Source organism: Desulfatiglans sp. (assembly GCA_012513605.1).
Lineage (GTDB): Bacteria > Desulfobacterota > DSM-4660 > Desulfatiglandales > HGW-15 > JAAZBV01.
In genome coordinates this window covers 47770-66576 of sequence record JAAZBV010000034.1, presented here as the reverse complement: position 1 = coordinate 66576, position 18807 = coordinate 47770, and the positions used below count along the sequence as shown (strand labels likewise).

19 protein-coding genes are annotated in these 18807 nt (G+C 43.4%); 8 read left to right on the top strand and 11 right to left on the bottom strand.

Going from position 1 to position 18807, the window contains the following annotated elements; genetic code table 11:
* From GX654_04440 to GX654_04400, 9 genes are all read right to left on the bottom strand, one after another.
* Positions 1-1080 (bottom strand): phospho-N-acetylmuramoyl-pentapeptide-transferase, encoded by a 1080-nt coding sequence (locus GX654_04440; GenBank protein NLD36099.1) that lies wholly within the window; start codon positions 1078-1080, stop codon positions 1-3.
* Positions 1070-1477, bottom strand: coding sequence for a response regulator (locus GX654_04435; GenBank protein NLD36098.1), 408 nt, complete (start codon positions 1475-1477; stop codon positions 1070-1072). Before GX654_04435 ends, GX654_04440 begins: the two co-directional genes overlap by 11 nt.
* Positions 1474-2895 (bottom strand): UDP-N-acetylmuramoyl-tripeptide--D-alanyl-D-alanine ligase, encoded by a 1422-nt coding sequence (locus GX654_04430; protein ID NLD36097.1) that lies wholly within the window; start codon positions 2893-2895, stop codon positions 1474-1476. Before GX654_04430 ends, GX654_04435 begins: the two co-directional genes overlap by 4 nt.
* Positions 2892-4394 carry a UDP-N-acetylmuramoyl-L-alanyl-D-glutamate--2,6-diaminopimelate ligase gene (locus GX654_04425; protein NLD36096.1) on the bottom strand — a complete coding sequence of 501 codons (1503 nt, stop codon included), beginning with the start codon at positions 4392-4394 and terminating at the stop codon, positions 2892-2894. Before GX654_04425 ends, GX654_04430 begins: the two co-directional genes overlap by 4 nt.
* A 71-nt stretch (positions 4395-4465) precedes the next feature.
* Positions 4466-6487, bottom strand: coding sequence for a transpeptidase family protein (locus GX654_04420; protein ID NLD36095.1), 2022 nt, complete (start codon positions 6485-6487; stop codon positions 4466-4468).
* Complete coding sequence (locus GX654_04415; protein NLD36094.1) at positions 6484-6849, bottom strand: hypothetical protein; 366 nt, start codon at positions 6847-6849, stop codon at positions 6484-6486. The genes GX654_04420 and GX654_04415 overlap by 4 nt, the downstream gene beginning before the upstream one ends.
* Positions 6850-6851: 2 nt before the next feature.
* Entirely contained in the window at positions 6852-7802 is a 951-nt protein-coding gene (gene rsmH, locus GX654_04410; protein ID NLD36093.1) for a 16S rRNA (cytosine(1402)-N(4))-methyltransferase RsmH, read from the bottom strand.
* Positions 7799-8236 (bottom strand): division/cell wall cluster transcriptional repressor MraZ, encoded by a 438-nt coding sequence (mraZ, locus tag GX654_04405; protein ID NLD36092.1) that lies wholly within the window; start codon positions 8234-8236, stop codon positions 7799-7801. The genes rsmH and mraZ overlap by 4 nt, the downstream gene beginning before the upstream one ends.
* Positions 8237-8587: 351 nt before the next feature.
* Entirely contained in the window at positions 8588-8830 is a 243-nt protein-coding gene (locus tag GX654_04400) for a hypothetical protein (GenBank protein ID NLD36091.1), read from the bottom strand.
* A 398-nt stretch (positions 8831-9228) separates the two neighbouring features.
* On the opposite strand from GX654_04400, the gene GX654_04395 reads away from it, so the two are divergent.
* Positions 9229-10197 (top strand): DUF2333 family protein, encoded by a 969-nt coding sequence (locus GX654_04395; GenBank protein ID NLD36090.1) that lies wholly within the window; start codon positions 9229-9231, stop codon positions 10195-10197.
* A 24-nt stretch (positions 10198-10221) separates the two neighbouring features.
* Positions 10222-11121 carry a hypothetical protein gene (locus GX654_04390; protein NLD36089.1) on the top strand — a complete coding sequence of 300 codons (900 nt, stop codon included), beginning with the start codon at positions 10222-10224 and terminating at the stop codon, positions 11119-11121.
* Positions 11122-11203: 82 nt separating this feature from the next.
* On the opposite strand, the gene GX654_04385 is transcribed toward GX654_04390, so the two are convergent.
* Complete coding sequence (locus GX654_04385) at positions 11204-13549, bottom strand: glycoside hydrolase family 3 protein (protein ID NLD36088.1); 2346 nt, start codon at positions 13547-13549, stop codon at positions 11204-11206.
* A 180-nt stretch (positions 13550-13729) separates the two neighbouring features.
* Here GX654_04385 and GX654_04380 point away from each other — a divergent pair, with 180 nt between their 5' ends.
* Positions 13730-14773 (top strand): hypothetical protein, encoded by a 1044-nt coding sequence (locus GX654_04380; protein ID NLD36087.1) that lies wholly within the window; start codon positions 13730-13732, stop codon positions 14771-14773.
* Position 14774: 1 nt separating this feature from the next.
* Positions 14775-15473, top strand: coding sequence for a hypothetical protein (locus GX654_04375; GenBank protein NLD36086.1), 699 nt, complete (start codon positions 14775-14777; stop codon positions 15471-15473).
* Positions 15474-15654: 181 nt separating this feature from the next.
* On the opposite strand, the gene GX654_04370 is transcribed toward GX654_04375, so the two are convergent.
* Complete coding sequence (locus tag GX654_04370) at positions 15655-16104, bottom strand: CBS domain-containing protein (protein ID NLD36085.1); 450 nt, start codon at positions 16102-16104, stop codon at positions 15655-15657.
* Between the two features lie 277 nt (positions 16105-16381).
* On the opposite strand from GX654_04370, the gene GX654_04365 reads away from it, so the two are divergent.
* The 4 genes from GX654_04365 (at position 16382) to GX654_04350 (ending at position 18802) form a co-directional block, all read left to right on the top strand.
* The gene (locus GX654_04365) at positions 16382-16522 is read left to right on the top strand and encodes a hypothetical protein (protein ID NLD36084.1); all 141 of its coding nucleotides are present in this window, start codon (positions 16382-16384) and stop codon (positions 16520-16522) included.
* A gap of 20 nt (positions 16523-16542) precedes the next feature.
* Positions 16543-17775 (top strand): DUF2846 domain-containing protein, encoded by a 1233-nt coding sequence (locus GX654_04360; GenBank protein ID NLD36083.1) that lies wholly within the window; start codon positions 16543-16545, stop codon positions 17773-17775.
* 410 nt (positions 17776-18185) lie between these two features.
* Positions 18186-18377 carry a type II toxin-antitoxin system VapB family antitoxin gene (locus GX654_04355; protein ID NLD36082.1) on the top strand — a complete coding sequence of 64 codons (192 nt, stop codon included), beginning with the start codon at positions 18186-18188 and terminating at the stop codon, positions 18375-18377.
* Complete coding sequence (locus tag GX654_04350) at positions 18377-18802, top strand: PIN domain nuclease (protein NLD36081.1); 426 nt, start codon at positions 18377-18379, stop codon at positions 18800-18802. Before GX654_04355 ends, GX654_04350 begins: the two co-directional genes overlap by 1 nt.
* The last annotated feature ends 5 nt before the right edge of the window (positions 18803-18807 follow it).

The window sequence follows — 18807 nt, the reverse complement described above, 5'->3', positions numbered from 1 at the left end:
TTACCTTAGCTTTAACGTACTCATTGATAAAAGTGTCAGTATTATTGCGATTATCCAGAAACGTACTGTTACCTTTGACTCCTGCCACCCTTTAAGTTCAAAATGATGATGAATCGGCGCCATCCTGAATATCCTGCGTCCACCGGACATCTTGAAATACCCTACCTGAAATATTACAGAGAGTGTTTCAACTACAAAAAGCCCTCCAACGATTAAAAGGGTGATCTCCTGCTTTGTAATTACTGCTACTGTCCCCAGGATTGCCCCAAGGGGAAGCGAGCCCACATCACCCATAAAGACCTGGGCAGGATAAGAGTTGAACCACAGAAACCCGAGCCCAGCACCGACAACTGCCCCGCACAGCACTGCCAGTTCGCCGCTGCCAGGGACATATGGTATGAGCAGATAGGATGCGAATCTAATATTACCTGACAGGTATGAAAAAACGATATAACTCATAAAGGCGATTATTATTGGCCCTATTGCGAGGCCGTCCAGGCCGTCTGTCAGATTTACCGCGTTTGAAAATCCTACTATTATGAATACAGCAAAGGGGATATACCACGCGCCCAGATCAGGGCTGATATTTTTAAAAAACGGGACATTTAGCTGTGTGTCAAACCCCGGGTGAAAATAGAGTGCAGCAGCTACAGGAAGCGCAATAAGGCATTGTAAAAGAAACTTTCCCTTTGCGCTGAGCCCGTCACTGCTTTTTCTTGTGATCTTTAATGTATCATCCCTTAACCCTATCAGACCGAAAGCGAAGGCAGAATAAAGAGTAAGCCACAGATAAATATTGTTTAAATCACCCCATATGATGACAGAGACTATAATTACCGATATTATTATACACCCGCCCATGGTCGGAGTGCCGGCCTTTCCCAGATGGGTCTTGGGGCCGTCATCACGTATATACTGTTTCATCTGTAATGAGCCCAGTTTCCTGATTGCCCATTTTCCAAAAAGGATAAAAAAAGAAATCGCCATAAGCGTAGCGAGTATAGTCCTGAGTGAGTGATATCTGAAGAGATTCACCCAGGAGAAATTCATATCTAATAACAGTAATAGTTTATGCAGCATTTTTCCTTCTTTTCTGTCGAGAGCCATTAGACCCAAGGGCTGATATTACAGTCTCCAGGAGATGATCCACCCTGAATGGTTTTTTTAACTGCGCAAACACCGGCATAGACTCTTTATTTAACCGGGTATGGTCCATCGATTCTCCGCTGATTAAAATTACCTTTTCCCTCCGGCCTCTTTTCTTCATCATCCTTATAAGTTCCAGGCCATTAAGCTTTGGCATATTGATATCTGTTATCAAAAGATCAAAACGCCTGTTATCTAACTGACGTAATGAATCCGCTCCATTTACCGCAAGGGTAACATTATATCCCTCCTGGATCAGGGCATCCGATAAAAGCGCCCTTATCCCGGCCTCATCATCTACAACCATTATTTTCTTTGACCTTGTCATCATGATATACCTCCTTTCTGCCTGATATCCTTCAAGCCCTGAACCACCTTTTCAAGCCCCATCATGCGTGACCCCTTGAGGAGTATGAGGTCACCCTTACCCACGACATCATTTATCCCTGTAATCATGTCATGGTGCGACTTGACAATAATGGCCCGATCTTTCTGAAACCCAGCCTCTAAAGCACCCTCACGCATGTATCGGGCATGTGCGCCAATAGCAAACAGAAACCTGGCGCCTTTTTCCGCAACCAGTCTTCCAGCCTCAATATGCGCCTCAATTGACTCATCCCCCAGCTCAAGCATGTCCCCCAGACCCACAATAAGAGGTCGTGTGCCATGCGCCATTTCCTTTGCTACCTCCAGAGCGGCCTTCAAGGAAGATGGGTTCGAGTTATATGTATCATCCAGCAACAGAACATCATCAGAAAGCATAAGGCTAACAAGCCTGCCTTTTACACCTTTAAATTTTATAAGCCCGCAGGCTATATTTTCAATCTTCTCATTCAGACATATTGCAGCAGAAGCGGCTGCTAGAGAGTTCACCAGGTTGTGCATGCCCGACACGTTAAGCTCCACAGGAATAGAATCATTCCTGTATTTCAAACGGTATGAAACACCGCCCTTACCGGAAATATTAATTTCATCTGCCCTTACATCATTATCAGGGCCGATCCCGAATGTAAAAAACTCCCTGTTGAACCGGGTTGCCTCTTTCATAAGGATCTCATCATCTCCAAACAGAATAACCTTTGCATCAGAGCGCATCTCTTCTATCATCTCTGTTTTTGCTTTTGCCACACCGTGTATATCACCCACACCCTCAAGATGTACCGGCCCGACATTGGTGATAATGCCGATATCAGGGTCTGAAATCCTTGTAAGCCTCCTGATTTCATTAAAATGGTTCATACCCATCTCAAGCACTGCCCTTTTATGTCTATCTGAAAGCCCTAAAAGGGTAAGAGGCAGCCCTACAAGATTGTTAAAATTACCCTGGTTCTTAAGTGTCTCATTTCCCTTTTCAAGGATGCATGAAGTCATCTCCTTTGTTGTTGTCTTTCCCATGCTCCCTGTAATTGAAACCACCTTTACATCATGGCTGCGCCTGATAAACCCGGCAAAATCCCCGAGGGCTGCAAGCGTATCCCTTACTTTGATGACAGCGGCCTGCAAATCCTTCGGGAGCTTTTTCTCATCATCAACAACAACGCACACTGCGCCTTTTTCAACTGCCTCAGCGAGAAATTTATGGCCATCAAAATTATCACCCGTTAGCGCTATAAAAAGCTCTCCTTTTTTTATCTCCCTTGTATCAGTGCTTACTCCTGTAATTACTAAATCAGGATTTCCGCTCATAATGTCCCCATTTACCGGGGCCATAAATTCCTTGAGTTTCAACTCTTTATATATTGCAGTCATAGGGCATCCACCGCCTTTAAGGCCTCTTCCCTGTCGTCAAAATGCCTTTTTGTTTGCCCTGTTATCTGGTAATCCTCATGACCCTTCCCCGCGATAAGGATGATATCATCTATATCTGCAATGGACACAGCCCTATTAATGGCTAAACTACGATCCGCTTCGATCAGGTAGGTATTATTTTCCGGTTGATTTCCATTCGCCCTTTTCATACCTGAGTCAAGAACGCCCTTTTCTATCTGGCTTATTATGATTTCTGGAACTTCTGTCCTTGGGTTATCAGAGGTTATAATTACAACCTCGCTGTTTTTCCCTGCAATAAGCCCCATATCATATCTCTTGCCTTTGTCCCTGTCCCCACCGCACCCGAAAACAGTGATAACCCTTTTCTTTACAAAAGGTCGCAGGTTGTTCAGTACCTTTGAGAGGGCATCGGGCTTATGGGAGTAATCAACAATTATGGAGAGACCTGCCCTGTTTGGCACCCTTTCAAGTCTGCCAGGGACCCTCCCCAGATTGGCTATGCCTTTTTTAATTACATCTAGGGTTACCCCTGAAGCAAGTGCTGCCCCTGAGGCTGCCAGGATATTATAAATATTCACTTCACCTAACAGGGGTGACTTTATCGCCGCGCTGCCATTTGGAGTGATGAGTTCTGCGCTTAGCCCGGTAAAATCAGCCTTGATGTTTTCTGCCCTTATATCCCAGTCACCATTCAGGCCGTATGTGAGAACAGATGCCTTTGTTAACCCGTATAATTCCTTTCCGCGCGGATCATCCATGTTTATTACAGCGCAGCTTTTTTTACCGTTCACCATAACAGGCAGATTTTTGAACAGCTCGCTCTTTGCCTTAAAATAGCTGTCCAGGGAGTCATGATAATCAAGATGATCCCTTGATAGGTTTGTAAAGACTGCAACCCTGAAAGGTAGATCAATTACCCTCTTCTGATGAAGAGCATGGGATGATGCCTCCAGAACAAGGTTGGTTACACCCTCATTTGCCATTTCTCTTGCAATACACATCAGGTCAAGGGATTCAGGTGTGGTGACTGATGAAGGGGTTAGCCTGCCCATGAATCTGGTATTTACAGTGCCTATTACCCCTGTTTTTTTCCCGGCTGCTGACAGCATTGATTCAAACATGTATGTTACTGTTGTCTTCCCGCTTGTCCCAGTAACACCTGTAACATCCATAGCACTTAAGGGATATCCATAAAATCGTTCAGCAAGCCTGGATAATTCCCTCCTTGTATCAGACACCTTTACCACAGTAACCTCATGGGGCAGGCTGATATCTTTTTCAACGAGCACAGCCTTTGCACCATTATCTATAGCCGTTTGTATAAACAGATGTCCGTCAAGGGCATTGCCCTTTATTGCTACAAAAAGCCCTCCTGATTTTATATTTCTTGAATCATAGCTCAGACCGGTAATATCAGGGTCAGGAAACCCAGTCAGTTTGTACTTTTTTATGGCCTCCAGTAAATACGACAGCCTCATGACCTTTTAATAACTCCTGATATTAGTACTACAGTCTTAAAAATTCATCTTCACAACATCATAAACACATTTTATGCGGGAGGCCTGAAACTGACCTTGACGGAGGTGACATTATCCAAAGACACCCCCGGTTCAGGTTCCTGTTCATAGGCCCTTCCGCTTCCTTCAAAGGTAATATTTATTCCCAGAGCACTGATATTTTTTAATACCTCCCGCATGGTAAGCCCCCTGAAATCAGGAAGAATATCTCCATCTCTGTTTTTACCTGCATCTGCCTCTTTTACATCTTTAAACTCTGTAACCGGCTCCTTCTTTTTTCCCGGGGAGACCTTTTTTGAGTTAGAAACAGTGTCATTTTCAGCCAGTATCAGTTGCGGCTGCACCCTGAGATTAGCCAGAGCCCACTGACCAACATCCTTAAAAACAGGCGCTGCAACCACTCCGCCATAATAACCTCCTCTTGGTTCATCAATCATGGCAAGGATAACAAGTTTTGGTCTGTTCGCAGGTACAAATCCAGTGAACATGGAAACATAATTTCTCTTTGAATATCTTCCAGTTTCAGGGTCAACCTTCTGGGCAGTGCTTGTCTTACCCGCAACCCGATATCCATCTATTGCAGCATGCCTTGCCGTGCCTCTCTCTGTTGCCACATCCTCAAGTACCCTTGATACTGTCTTTGCAGTATCAGGGGATAGAACTCTTCGGACAACCTGGGGATGATACTCTTTAATAATCTTTCCTGCCTCATCAGTTACAGCCTTGACCAGATAGGGTTTCATCAGCCTGCCCCCGTTTGCTATGGCAGCCATCGCTGTAGCAAGCTGTATTGATGATGTGGTCATTCCATGCCCGAAATAGGCGTTAGCCCGTTCAACCGGTCCCAACCCTTCCGGGTTTTTTATTAGACCGTCACGCTCGCCTATTAGATCAATCCCTGTCCTCTGACCAAAACCAAATTTGCACATATACTCATAAAAATTTTCATACCCCAGCTCATTACCGATCTTGACCGCCCCGATATTGCTCGACACAACAACAATATCAGCAGCAGTCAGTATGCCGTATTTCTTTGTGTCAGGTATAATCCTGTTCGCGACCCTGTATTCGCCATTTTCACAGTTGAACTTTGTATTGGGAGTTACAACATGTGCATCAATGGCAGCTGCAAGTAAAAAGGCCTTTATTATTGATCCTGGTTCAAAGGTATCGGCAATAACACGATTGCGCCAGGCATCGGGTTTATAACCCCGAAATATATTCGGATTAAATGCCGGGGCAATTGTTTCAGTAGCAGGATTAAAACCCTGGGCTGTTGCCATAGCTAGTATCTCTCCTGTTTCAGGATTCATTACCAGACATTGTCCGCTTTTCGCCTTTGCCTTTGTTACCGCCTTTTCAAGCGCCTGTTCGGCCTTGTATTGAGTGTCCTTGTCTATGGTCAGTATAAGGTTATGAGTATCCCTTTTTTCTTCAGGGGGTTTACTGGTTAAAAAGGGCCTGCCCACTGCGTCCTTCATCTGTACCAGCACCTGGGCCTCTCCCCTTAACAGATCGTCATACCTTTTCTCCAACCCCTCCAGTCCCTGATTCTCATCACCAACAATACCTAGCAATTGCCCTGCTATTTCTTTGCCAGGAAAAAACCTTTTCGTCTCTTTTGTAAACCCGATCCCCTGAAGCCTCAACTGGCTTATATTTTCAATTTTATCGGAGGGTATCTTCCTTTTTATATATACAAAACCCCTATCCTTCTTCAGCAATTTAAGGATATTCCCAGCCGGCATATCCAGATGAAGGGCAAGCTGCCGTGCCGTGCCGACCTTGTCTTCTATCCTCCTTGGCTCTGCGTAAACCGATCCGACCTCAAGGCTTACCGCCAGTTCATGGCCGTCACGGTCCATGATCGAGCCACGCTTTGGAGGGAGGGGCACTACCTTACGGTACCCATCCCTTGCCATTTTCTGCAGTCTTTCTTTATCAATAATCTGAAGCTGCACAGCCCTGGACAGCACTGTTGACAGGGCAAAGAGAAAAAAGACAGCTACAATATAAATACGGAATCTGATCCACTTTTTTTCATTTACCTTCATGGCAAAAAAACAATCTGTTCGGGAGCGGCATCTTTCAGCCCTAAAGAACGCGCGGCCGCTTCCAGGTTCCGTGGTGATTTCAAAGTGGCCAGTTCAACCTTCAATTTTTTATTCAACTCCAGAAGCGCTCTTTCATCATCCTGCAGACGACTCAGATCAAAACCTATTTGCGTGCCTTCATAATTTGACCAGACATAGCCAATACTGCTGCTCATGAAGAGGATTAGCAGAAAGACTATCAGCATGATTTGCCGGCTTGTAAGATAGAACCTGTTTCTTTTACCCTTGGAGTTGTTTATCTTGATCCCTGTACGGGAATTTCTCTTGTAATTAGCCTCGGATGTTTTTAAAGGACGTACCATTTTCAGATCCTTTCAGCGCCTCTAAGCCTGGCGCTCCTGGCCCGGGGATTTGCTGCTATTTCGTCCTGTTCAGGCAGCAACCCCTTTTTGTTGAGTCTTTTAAACCTCTGTTTTTTATTACAGACACAAACCGGAAGATCGGGTGGGCATATACATTCGCTTTCCCAATCTGCCATTGCCCTCTTAACAAGCCTGTCTTCAAGCGAGTGATAAGTCAGGAAAAGTATCCTTCCCCCTTTGTTCAAAAGGTCAGGCGCCTTTTCCAGAACAGCACTCAGGTTTTCCATCTCGTTATTCGTCAGTATCCTTAATGCCTGAAATGCCCTTGTTGCCGGGTCCTTTTTCCTGTTCCTCTGCATAGCAGGAAAATGGGAACGGACAATTTCGGCAAAACGGCCTGATGTTACTATAGGGGCCTTGCTGCGCTCCCTTACAATGCTTCTTGCTATTGCACGGGAGAGATGCTCTTCCCCGAAATTTCTTAAAACCGATTCTATCTCGCTGGCGGAAAGCTCGTTTAGAAACTCCATCGCATTCTTTCCGCTTTCAGTATCCATCCTCATATCCAGGGGTTCATCCCTGTTAAAACTGAAACCCCTGCCTGACTGATCAAGCTGATATGAAGACATACCCAAGTCCAAAAGTATCCCGTCAACAGCTCTTACGCCCGCTTTCTCAAGGGCAAGGTCCATATCAGCAAAATTATACTTTAATATGCTGTATCTATCTTTAAAACCACCCGAATCCAGCCTTTTCCGGGTGATCTCTATCGCATCAGGGTCCCTGTCAAGACAGATGAGCCGGCCATTATTATCAAGCCCTTTTAATATCGCCTCGCTGTGCCCCCCTGTGCCTGTTGTGCCATCAACATAAACACCATCCTTTCTGGTTATAAGGAGTCTAACAACCTCCGCAACCATTACGGGCCTGTGGGGATATTCCATATCTATCAAATGCCAAGGTCTGCAAAGACCTGGCCTGATGCCTGGAAATCATCCCTGGCGTTATTGAACTCCTCATCCCACCGGCTCTTGTCCCATATCTCAAAATACTTCAATGCACCGACAAGCTCGACCTCTTTCTGTAAACCGGCAATCTCCCTAAGGTCAGGGGGCAATGTGATTCTCCCATGCTTTATCGGGCATTCCTGTGCACCGCTTATAAAATACCTGCGCAGTGAATTGGCCTTGCTGTCCATCAGAGGCAGGCCTGCAATCTTATCCTCAATGATACGCCAGTTTTCTTTAGTAAATGCCCTGAGGCAATTAATATAGTTGGTCACGACAAGACAGACATCCTCCTTAGGGTTTAATACATCCTTAAACCTTGTCGGTATGGCTAACCTTCCCTTTTCATCAAGGGTATGTCTTGATCGTCCTCTAAACATAGCGTTCCTTGGTTTTCATTCCACTTTATTACACTTTGTGACACATTTTATCTATATAGTACCCTTTGTCAAGTAAAAATATATTTTTTTCTACTAAATGCAGTATGTTGTGAGACATGTAAGATAATTATCACAACCTGTAGAAATGACATTATGCTAATAAATGTTAACCTTGATCCAACTCTGTAAAAAATAGAATTTTTTACAGATGGAAACATGTTTTTTGATCAGGGAATCCTGTTTTTCGAAGTGACAAATTCATAAAAAAGGGCACCTGCAAAGGTGCCCCAAAAAAGTCGTTTAAATTTTAATTACTAGGTTTTATTAACTTTAATTAACACATATTAATCTTCACTTCTTTTTCTCTATTCTCACGCCACCATTGACAGTCTTTAATGAAATAGATGCTCCTCCTTCACCCAGCCTGGTCTCTATGTTTTTCGTGATCCACCCTTTGAAGGTTACAGGGAAATCGATGTGTATGCCGCCGTTAACTGCCCCGGCCTTAAGATCTGCTGAATATTTTTCGGGCACCAAAAACCTGATCCCGCCATTCAGAGCAGATATATTAAGATTTAATTTTATCGGCGCCATAATATGGTAACTTACAGACCACGATTGATTTGAATTGAAACCAGTAGGGCTATCCGCATGGATCTTGTTACTGTCTGCATTTATTTCTATTTCTGATAGTATAGCTTCTGCCTTTTTCTTTGACTTTGCTTTTCATATTGATCTCCATTTAAATTTGTTTGAAATTTTAGATATGCCTTACAAAAGCATAAACCGTACCATATAATTACATTAATTTATTCAGTTGGTTAAAAAAAGAGCTCAAATAATTGAATAGTATAAAAAAACCGAATGATGGCTTTCACAGCCATTCATAAGCACCATTTTGCGCCATCAATGGCATGATAAGATTTTTAAGGAAAATCCCTATAGCTTCTGTTATAGTAACGAACGATTTACACTCAACCATGGAGGAAATAATGTCCAGTAAAATGTCTTTTCCAGCCCTTTTTGGGGAAAAGAAAAATAAAACCATCTGCATAATCATCTTGATTGTTCTTCTTCTCCTGATTTTTATCCTGTTTGTAATGTTCAGAAACTCTTTAAAGCCTGATCCGGTGGAGCTTACAGATATCCCCGGCGGTAAGAAAGGGGCATACTTTGTAAAGGCAAACCAGTCACTTGTTAAAGAGATGAAGGGTAGATGGCTTCCCAATGATATTTTCTGGCCAACCATATTTCTGGATAACATGCCCAATTTCCAGCTTGGAATGCTTGAGGTGGTACGTTACAACACAAGGGTTTTAAGGGATAACCTTACCCGCATGCGAACAACAGACAAGCTTGACCCATACGCTGAGAAGGCTTTCACCTCATTTTCAAACGACCCGTACAAATGGATGTTTCCATCTTCGGAGAGCAAGTGGGAAGAGGGTTACAAAAGTCTGGGGATGTATTATGAAAATCTAATATCAGGCCAATCAACATTTTTTCCAAGGGCCGATAACCTGGTTCAGCTGCTGGACCAGTATCTCTCACTTATGGGAGGGGTAAACACAAAACTGGTCAGCGCGGCCAGGCCATCCCGTGCTGTTAAACCTGCATCAAATTATGATAAAGATGTTACAAGTGAAGACACAACAAACATAGTGGTTCCATGGTATGAGGTTGATAACAACTTTTACTATGCCCAGGGGATCGCATATTCACTGCACCTCTCTTTCAAGGCGATTAAAAAGGATTTTTATTCTGTGCTTCAGGATAAAAACTGTATCGCGATGGTAGACAGGATTATTGAAGACCTTGGAAGGTGCAATTTTGAACCCATGATCGTCTTTAATGGTGACCCTGACAGTATCTTTGCAAACCATTCACTTAACCTGTCAGGAATTTTTAATGATGCACGGCAGAAGATAAATTCTCTTACTGTGGCTCTGGTACAGGGGTGAGCAGTACAGGGATGAGGATAAAAAATGAAAAGATATCCAGCCATCATCAAATCAATACTCCTTATTGTTGCAGCATTTGTTTTATTAATACTGCCAGGGTTTAAACTGCCATATCTGGATAAAACCACTGACACCTACTTTTCTGAATCCATGGCAAAGGCCGGCCTGGCCTATGGCGTCTGCAGGGTGGTTAATGCATCTGTATCTGTTATAAAGGAATCGCAAATCCAGATAGAACCGGCGGGTTTAGGTGTCTCACTGGCTGCAGGGCAGGTGCTCGATCCATTAGACGACTTGACAGAAAGGGCTTCTGATATCCTCATAACAGCAATAGTATCACTGGGTATCCAAAAAATTGCATATGAGTTGTGCGTCGCCTTTATGCCTCCCATTGCAGGTTTTATAATAATCATATTTGTCGTGACCTCCTTTTTTAAAGGGGAAAGGGCTTCGGCAATAAAAGGAATACTGCTTAAATCTATTATTCTACTCGCAGTTGCCCGTCTTTGCCTGCCAGCCTCTTCCATCATTAATTTGTATCTGAATGAAAGTTATTTTTCTCCACAGATCATAAAGGCAAGGGATGAGCTTACAATAATGTCTCCGGAGATGGAGAGGCTTAAGGATATGAGCATGCCGGAGATTGATGGGGTTATTGGAACCATAAAAAATGGTTTTGATTTTGTTGGCAGGAAAACCTCTGATATGGGCGCTGCGCTTAAGACAATGATTAACAATATGGGGAGCATGGTTGCGAACCTCCTCAGGCTCTCTTACCTGTATGTGGCGGTGTTTATCATGCAGGTCATTCTCCTTCCACTGGGGACATTCTGGCTTCTGGCACGAATCATTAATGTATTGTTTGGGATCGGCGTACCATATATCTTAAAACACCCTGCTGCACAACAGTTCACGAGAGATTAGTATTTATATTGTAGTTACGCAGCAGCGTGCCCGAATGGCAGCACAGTTTTCTATTGGGCACGCTGCTGCGTCCCCCTACGAATTAATCATGCTTCCCGCAATATCTTTCTGTCCTGTTATCTTTGATAACACCCTGCCAGTTCATGCCAAACCCGAAATCATATTTATTGCCTTCTGAATCAACATGCACCTCCATATCAAACGGCACATCTTCCATCTGTTTTTCCACTGTATCCATATTTGCGGGCATCTGAAAAGGCAGAAGCCCTGACGGTTCACTGTTACCGGAGATGATATCAAGTATAGCCTGATCCTGCACATCAAAGTTAACAATAAGTGCATCAACATCCTTTTCAAATTCCCTGACAACAGTCGGGTTTGACATCCTTACAATAACAATAACAGGCTTGTCCTTCATGGCTGACCGGGTGTCCATCAAAAGCTTAAGATCACTGCTGTTGTTTACAATTACTCTCTTCCCTTTATACGACCTGTTAAGCACATCTGTTTCACGCTCGTCACCTGCAATGCTTGTTTCCCGCGCCTCTAATGCAGTATATTCCCCGTATTGCAGGCTTACAGGCACAAAGCCGTTCCCGCCCTTTTCTTTATCCTCTTTGCTGTAACCCTGTGTAGGGCCATTGTCAGGGCTGTTGATCATTACAACAGCTGCATCTGCCTCATCAGGGTTTTCGGTTACATTAAAATATTTTTTTGCAGTCTCCATATTGACAGGGTAACCCCACCTCGCAGCGGTCTTCTGTCCCCAGAAATTTGTCGTCTCAGGGAAATACCTTTTGGGTATATACACGGTGTTTTCTTTTTTTATTGGAAGGACACTATTCCTGTTTTTCACCATGACTATAGATTTAACCTGTGCCTCATATCCTCTCTTCATGAATTCAGGGTTACCCACTGTGGCCTTTGTCTTTTCTATATCAAGGTATGGGTTCTCAAAGAGGCCTGTCCTGAAGATATTCCTTAAGAGCCGTATTGCGGATTTTTCAAAGCGTTCACGCATAACCCTTTCACCAAATTCCTTTACCCCCGTTTCATATGCCTCAATTACAGGGCCTGCGTCATTGTTGCCTCCGAACTGATCACCCCCTGCCATAAGGACTTTATAATGCCGATCAGTAACAGAGATGTTTTCAACTCCCCAGGGTGTCTGACCGAATACTGCCATACCAGCATCATCACGGGTTACACCCCAGTCTGTACAGACCACACCATCGTAGCCATATTTGTTTCTAAGAAGATCAGTAATAAAATACCTGCTAAAGGCATTACCCACATTTTCGCCTCCAGGGTTCTGGTTAAAGGATATGGTGTAATAGGGCATGATGGCTGATGCGGTTTTTGTTCCCCCTGCAAGTTTAAAAGCCCCGTTGATAAAGACATCCATATGTGTCTGGATATTGTTACCGGGGTATACTGCAAATTTACCAAACCCGAAATGGGCATCGCGGCCGCCTTCACCTGATCCCCCTCCGGGCCAGTGCTTTGCCATCGCATTTACACTCTCATAACCCCAGCCATCTCTTATGGCACTCCCGCCAGATGAGCTCTGGAACCCGTCAATATAGGCCCTTGCCATGTCGGTTGATAATTTTGGATCAGGCCCGAATGTACCTTTAAAACGATACCACCTCGGGTCTGTTGCAATATCTATCTGCGGAGATAAAGCGGTTGCAATCCCAAGCGCACGGTACTCAATAGAGGCTATCTCCCCGAATCTTTTTACAAGTTCAGGATCAAATGTTGCGGCAAGCCCGATAGCGCCCGGCCACCTTGATATCTCACCGCCTGCGCCAAGGGTGTACTCTGCATCAGAGGCGGCCTCATGCCTTGGGTCACTGCTCGTATTTATGGGGATGCCAAGACCAAGGGCTTCACTTAAAGCCTGAGCATTGTTATTCCACCTTGCTGCTGCTTCAGGGTTTTCCACACTGGTTATTAAGACATGCCTCACGTTATCATTTACAAGAAAATCCTTTTGCCCGTCTGAAAGGTCATGTGGTTTTGCGCCGCTATCATTGTATGGTTTACCATCATAAGTATCGCCCTGATAAATACCACCACCCGGTATCTTCTGATGCCCGCTGTAGAGCATGAGGCCTGATATCTGATAAACAGACATCTTTGCGGCCAGATCCTTTGCCCTTTCATCTACAGACAACCTCCAGTCTTCATAGGGATCAAGCGCACCGTTTTTGTTGAGATCTTTAAAGGCAAGCCTGTCTACAGTCAGTATTTTAATACCGGAGGATGTAGAATATCCAAGGGTTTGACCACCCATATTGGTAACGATTTTTACACCGTCCTTTTCACTCTCAGTCCATTTCGGGCCGCAGTCGGTTAATGATAAAACAGTGAGAATCAAATAAAGAGTAATATTCGCAACTGGTCTTGATACTCTATTTTTCATGTTAGGAAACCTCCTGATATATATAAACCATATTGGAATTATTTCTTATTGTCAATTTGCAGTATACATCCATTCTCACTCTGTTTTTCTTTTAAGCAGGATCATACCTGACAAAAAAATCTGCGCCATGTACAAATTACCTTCTGGTGTGGTAATATCTCAAATTTTTAAAGGTAAAATATGAGGTCTGCAACAATAATAAACGGCTGGGACATTGGCGGGGTAAATATCAAGGCTGTCCGCGTTGAATGGCACGGCAACAGGGCCAGAGTTATTAAAGCGGTAAGCATACCCTTTGAAATATGGCATAACCCCTCTGAGCTTGCTGATCAGCTTAAAATAGCAGGGCAAAATCTTACATTCAAAACAGAAGAGCCCCACGGTGTAACAATAACTGCAGAACTTTCTGATGCCTTCAGGATAAAAAGAGAGGGAATTCATTTTATACTGAGCGCACTTCAAAAGGCTTTTGTCTACTCACCTGTCTATATTTTTAATCTTGAAGGCGGTTTTTATAATTTCCTGGAAGCAGATGAAAAACCGCTTATGTGTGCTGCTACAAACTGGTTAGCCAGTGCCAGGTATATCGCAAATATTCACAACAACTGCATCCTCATCGATGTCGGCAGCACAACAACTGATATTATCCCAATAAAAGAGGGGAAGGTCATCTGTCATGAACGGACAGATACAGGCAGGTTGATCAATAACGAACTGGTTTACTCCGGGGTCCTCCGAACCAACCCGAATGCAATTGTCCACACTGTCCCTCTCCGTGATAAGGAGTGCCCGTTTGCTGCTGAATATTTCACAACCATGGCTGATGTATATCTAATTCTCGGGGATATCTCTGCTGATACATACTCCTGCCCCACAGCCGATAAACGACAAAAGACAGTTAGAGATGCAAGGGCACGGCTTGCAAGACTCATATGCGCAGACACTGAAATACTTACAACAGACGAAATTGACAGTATGGCTCAATACCTGAGTCAGAAACAGACAGAACAGATTTCTGAAGCAATATTAAATGTCCTTGCCACGGCAGCGTTTTCTAAAATTATCCCTGTTGTTGTAACCGGTACCGGGGCATTTCTTGCTGAAAGGGCTGCAAGGGCTATTGGCATCCAGGATGTCATACACTGGGAATCAAAGGATGACCACAACTGTTTACCTGCCTTTTCTGTAGCATCACTTTTAAATGAACACATAGGGAAGCTTTAGAATGTCTGTCATAGTAATCAAGGTGGGTGGCAGCCTCCTGAAAACTAAATTACTTGGCGAGCTTTGCACTCAACTCGGTAACATTGGGAAAAATCACAAGGTTTTATTCATACCGGGTGGTGGTATCTTTGCGGATGCTGTAAGAGACAGTACACAGAGTTTCAATCTTGACCAGGACACCTCCCACTGGATGGCAATACTCTCCATGAACCAGTATGGCTACCTGTTATCATCATTGATCCCCGGCACCATATGTTTTGAAAATATAGATGATGCTATAAACTGTGCAGTTAAATATCAACCAGCCATACTCCTTCCATATAAACTTATGAAGGATAAAGATCCCCTTCCCCACTCCTGGGATATTACATCCGATTCTATAGCCGCATGGATCGCGGGATATATAAAGGCGGAAAGACTTGTATTAGTTAAAAGCACAAGTATGCCCGCAGGAGCAGGGGATAAGAATGATTACAGGTTGCCAGTTGATCTGGAAAAGTTAAAGGGGAGAGATATAGTTGACCCGTTCTTCTATAAAATAATGAAGGGAATCAGGGAGCAATCAGAGAACATCTCTCAATCAATAAGGGAGGATTTCACATCAATTTCAAACCTGCCTCTTAAAAGCCGCGTATGGATAATAAGTGGGAATTATCCAGAGCAGTTAGACGACTTGTTTGAAAATTTCAAAATAACCTGAAACCTGAGTTGTATTGGCATATTGAATCCCATATTAAAAACTCTTTCCTGACAATATACCCCCAATAAAGCACGTATCTGCCTAAAAGAGGGGGTTGTTACTGACAATATAAAATAAAAAGGGGCTAAAAATCTTTCGCCCTATTGCTGCATAAGTTATTTCAGTCAGTTAGAGTAGTAGACTATGCGTACTTGCCAGCAATATAGTCGCTCAGATCATCGATCAGTTTTTCTTTTTCAACAATGACGGCCTTTAAAATATCGCCGATTGATATCAGGCCTATAAATTTCTGCCCGTCAAAAACCGGCAGGTGCCGGATATGTTTGCCTGTCATGAGAACCATGCATTCGTTTATCTCTGTTTCAGGTTTGATTTTGTACATTGCGCGTGCAGAGGTCATGATATCCTGAACCTTTGTCTCTTTTGAGGATTTCCCTTTCAGGATTACTTTACGCGTATAATCCCTTTCGGAAAAAATACCAACGACCTTGCCTTTCTTGTCTATAACCATCAGCGCGCCAATGTTTTTTTCAGCCAGAAGGCTGAGGGCATCAAAAACAAGTGATTCAGGGGTTACCGAAAAGAGCTCCTTGATGGCCTTGTTTTTTAAGATATCCTTGACTAATTTCATTTTTTCCTCCCTTTAAGAAAGATAATACGGTTAATGTCCAAAAAGCAAATTGCTTAAAACCGGCCAGTTACTTTAAAATACAAACATCGTATTAGAGTGTTCTTATCATCTAAAAAGCGGAAAAAGCCTGATCTCCCTGTCAGGTTTGAGTGGCGCCAGAAAGCATAGAAAGGAGATCATGATGAAACATGGCAAAAGTATATCATTAGATTTTGAATTTGTAATCGGTAAAGTTGGCTTAAATGAAATTAATTATAAACTGAATATGATGCCTTGCATGATCAGAGAAGGCATGTCATTTGGTTCCCAGTATGAGACAAGGCCATTTTTTCTAAAGATATCATGCCCCCTGACCGATAAATATCTTGTGCATAATAAATATACCGGGGTTGCCTCCGGCAAATTAATGTTAAGATAAATTAAGGGGTAATTATGTTTATGAAAACAAAGTTTTTTATATTAATTTCAGTACTTTTTCTAACTTCATTAATCACAGGATGCCTTACAACCTCTATCGGTCCAAAGTTTACACATGCGGTAACCCCGGAGTCTGGAAAGGCGGTAATTTATGTCTACAGGCAGAGGGGTGTAATGACAGCCACAACAATGCCGGGAGTAAAGGTAAATGATATAGAGGTGGTTGAGACGCTGCCTGAGATCGCTTTTTTTTCCCTTTCTGTTGATCCGGGGCAGTATACCTTTACCCCAAAACTTTTCGGGATATTCAAAACCACCGAGGCAACTGTTAATGCGCAGCCGGGCGAGGTATATTTTGTGCGCCTGAAGGTATCAATGGGTAGTCTGGAGTTTGACCTTATGAATAGAGATGAGGCCATGGCCTACATGGCTACATGCCATCTCCTGGACTCCAAATATTACCGTGACCCGCGCGTAATCTCCGGTCAAAGAGTCTCTTCCATGCCTGTAGCACCTGTAAGAAGTAATGAGATTGCAACTGTTCAGGCTCAGACAGAGGTTCAGCAGGTACCTGCTATTCCTGTTGAGGAAAAGGCTCCTGCCCCGGTATCATCCAGGCCAGTAGCTGTCAAAGACCAGAAGGCCAGGCTTTATGTGGATGCAAACCCCTCGAATGCAAGGATTCGCATCATGAATATTGCCCCTGTATTTGAGCAGGGGCTAAGTCTTGATCAGGGTCGCTATGATCTGGAGGTCTCTGCTGCCGGTTATAAATCCCACCGTGAATGGGTTACCCTTGAAAAAGGAGAGATGAAGAATCTTCAGGTGCTGCTTGAACCGATGAATAAACCTGCACCTGTGGCTGAACAGCCTGCGGTTAAGGAGCAGGCCGTTGTAGTCTCATCATTAACAGCAGAACAAAAGGCTAATGTGTCAGAGGCCTTTAGCGCTGAGGAACAGCGTTATGCCCGGATGCTCCAGAATGGTTCTCTAACCGAAATCCGTGATGCAGCTAAAAATATCTACCATAGACATTACAATAACAGCTATCTTGCGGGCATTGCTGAGCAGACGCTTCTTAAACATTATTCAGCAGATGCAAGCAACATCCAGATTGATGCAATGGCGTGGCTCTGCAGGGCGCTTGGAAGGACAGGAGACCGCCGCTATTCAGAGACACTGAGGACAGTTGCGCAGAATGCCCCTCACCGCAAATTAAGGGGCCATGCAGAAAAAAGCCTTGGACAGTTATAAATCAAAAAATGGATAAAACAGGGGCTGTACTAAACACCCCTGTTAACCAAAACGCTCTAACTCTGTTTAGTTATCGTCCTGATGATTGCCCTACACGGGGCCTGCGTCACCCTTTTCCATCCTGAGCGGCAGACATATCATTTCATAATTACCTGGTTTTACACCATCCAGGTTGAGCATCTCCATAATATATATGCCATTAATAAGAAGTGTCTCGTGCACTATTTTTTATTTATGGGCATTCCTATTGATTTGAGACATGGTGACAGTGTCACCCTTTATCCTGTCAAAAATCCTGGTGACCATAGGCTTTTGAGGATCAGTAGGGAAATATTTAACCCTTTTAAATACCTTGCTTCCTGATGTGTAATTTTTATATTATGCTTGCATATATTAATGGGGGTGGAAAAATGAGAACAAACCTTGATATTGATGATAAATTAATAAATTCAGCCATGTCAATGACCCATATTAAGACAAAGAAGGGTATTGTAGAGTATGCCCTCAAAGAATTAATAGCCCAGAAAAAAAGAAAATCTATTCTGGGTTTAAAGGGCAAGATTAAATGGGAAGGGGATCTTGATGAAATGAGGAAGATATAATGGATGGTGTGCTGGCTGATACCTCCGTGTGGATTGATTTATTCAATGATACAAAAACCAAAGAAGCCGATCTGTTGCATTCCTTAATTCAGGAAGATTACCCTGTCTATATTTGCTCTATTATCCTGCAGGAAATATTGCAGGGTTTTAATAATGATAAAGAATACAGGATTGCAAAAGATATATTACTCTCTTATCAGTTTCTAGAAACAAAGCCCCTTGAATTTGCTATTGGTGCCGCTGAGTTATATAGAACACTAAAAAAGAAAGGCATAACAATAAGAAAAAGCAATGACTGCCTGATAGGATATCATGCCATTTTTTATAATATCCCTGTTTTGCACAGGGATAGAGATTTTACAGCTATGGCAAAATATTCAAACCTGAAAATCGTAAATCTTAGTGAAAGAAAATCTTTCATGTAAATATA

Coding starts and splice junctions, on each gene's coding strand:
- GX654_04440 (NLD36099.1), bottom strand. CDS start 1,080: ATGCTGCATAAACTATTACTGTTATTAGATATGAATTTCTCCTGGGTG.
- GX654_04420 (NLD36095.1), bottom strand. CDS start 6,487: ATGAAGGTAAATGAAAAAAAGTGGATCAGATTCCGTATTTATATTGTA.
- GX654_04380 (NLD36087.1), top strand. CDS start 13,730: ATGAGGTCTGCAACAATAATAAACGGCTGGGACATTGGCGGGGTAAAT.
- mraZ (NLD36092.1), bottom strand. CDS start 8,236: ATGTTTAGAGGACGATCAAGACATACCCTTGATGAAAAGGGAAGGTTA.
- GX654_04385 (NLD36088.1), bottom strand. CDS start 13,549: ATGAAAAATAGAGTATCAAGACCAGTTGCGAATATTACTCTTTATTTG.
- GX654_04350 (NLD36081.1), top strand. CDS start 18,377: ATGGATGGTGTGCTGGCTGATACCTCCGTGTGGATTGATTTATTCAAT.
- GX654_04395 (NLD36090.1), top strand. CDS start 9,229: ATGTCCAGTAAAATGTCTTTTCCAGCCCTTTTTGGGGAAAAGAAAAAT.
- GX654_04430 (NLD36097.1), bottom strand. CDS start 2,895: ATGACTGCAATATATAAAGAGTTGAAACTCAAGGAATTTATGGCCCCG.
- GX654_04415 (NLD36094.1), bottom strand. CDS start 6,849: ATGGTACGTCCTTTAAAAACATCCGAGGCTAATTACAAGAGAAATTCC.
- GX654_04400 (NLD36091.1), bottom strand. CDS start 8,830: ATGGCGCCGATAAAATTAAATCTTAATATATCTGCTCTGAATGGCGGG.
- GX654_04375 (NLD36086.1), top strand. CDS start 14,775: ATGTCTGTCATAGTAATCAAGGTGGGTGGCAGCCTCCTGAAAACTAAA.
- GX654_04360 (NLD36083.1), top strand. CDS start 16,543: ATGAAAACAAAGTTTTTTATATTAATTTCAGTACTTTTTCTAACTTCA.
- GX654_04365 (NLD36084.1), top strand. CDS start 16,382: ATGATCAGAGAAGGCATGTCATTTGGTTCCCAGTATGAGACAAGGCCA.
- GX654_04435 (NLD36098.1), bottom strand. CDS start 1,477: ATGATGACAAGGTCAAAGAAAATAATGGTTGTAGATGATGAGGCCGGG.
- GX654_04370 (NLD36085.1), bottom strand. CDS start 16,104: ATGAAATTAGTCAAGGATATCTTAAAAAACAAGGCCATCAAGGAGCTC.
- GX654_04390 (NLD36089.1), top strand. CDS start 10,222: ATGAAAAGATATCCAGCCATCATCAAATCAATACTCCTTATTGTTGCA.
- GX654_04355 (NLD36082.1), top strand. CDS start 18,186: ATGAGAACAAACCTTGATATTGATGATAAATTAATAAATTCAGCCATG.
- GX654_04425 (NLD36096.1), bottom strand. CDS start 4,394: ATGAGGCTGTCGTATTTACTGGAGGCCATAAAAAAGTACAAACTGACT.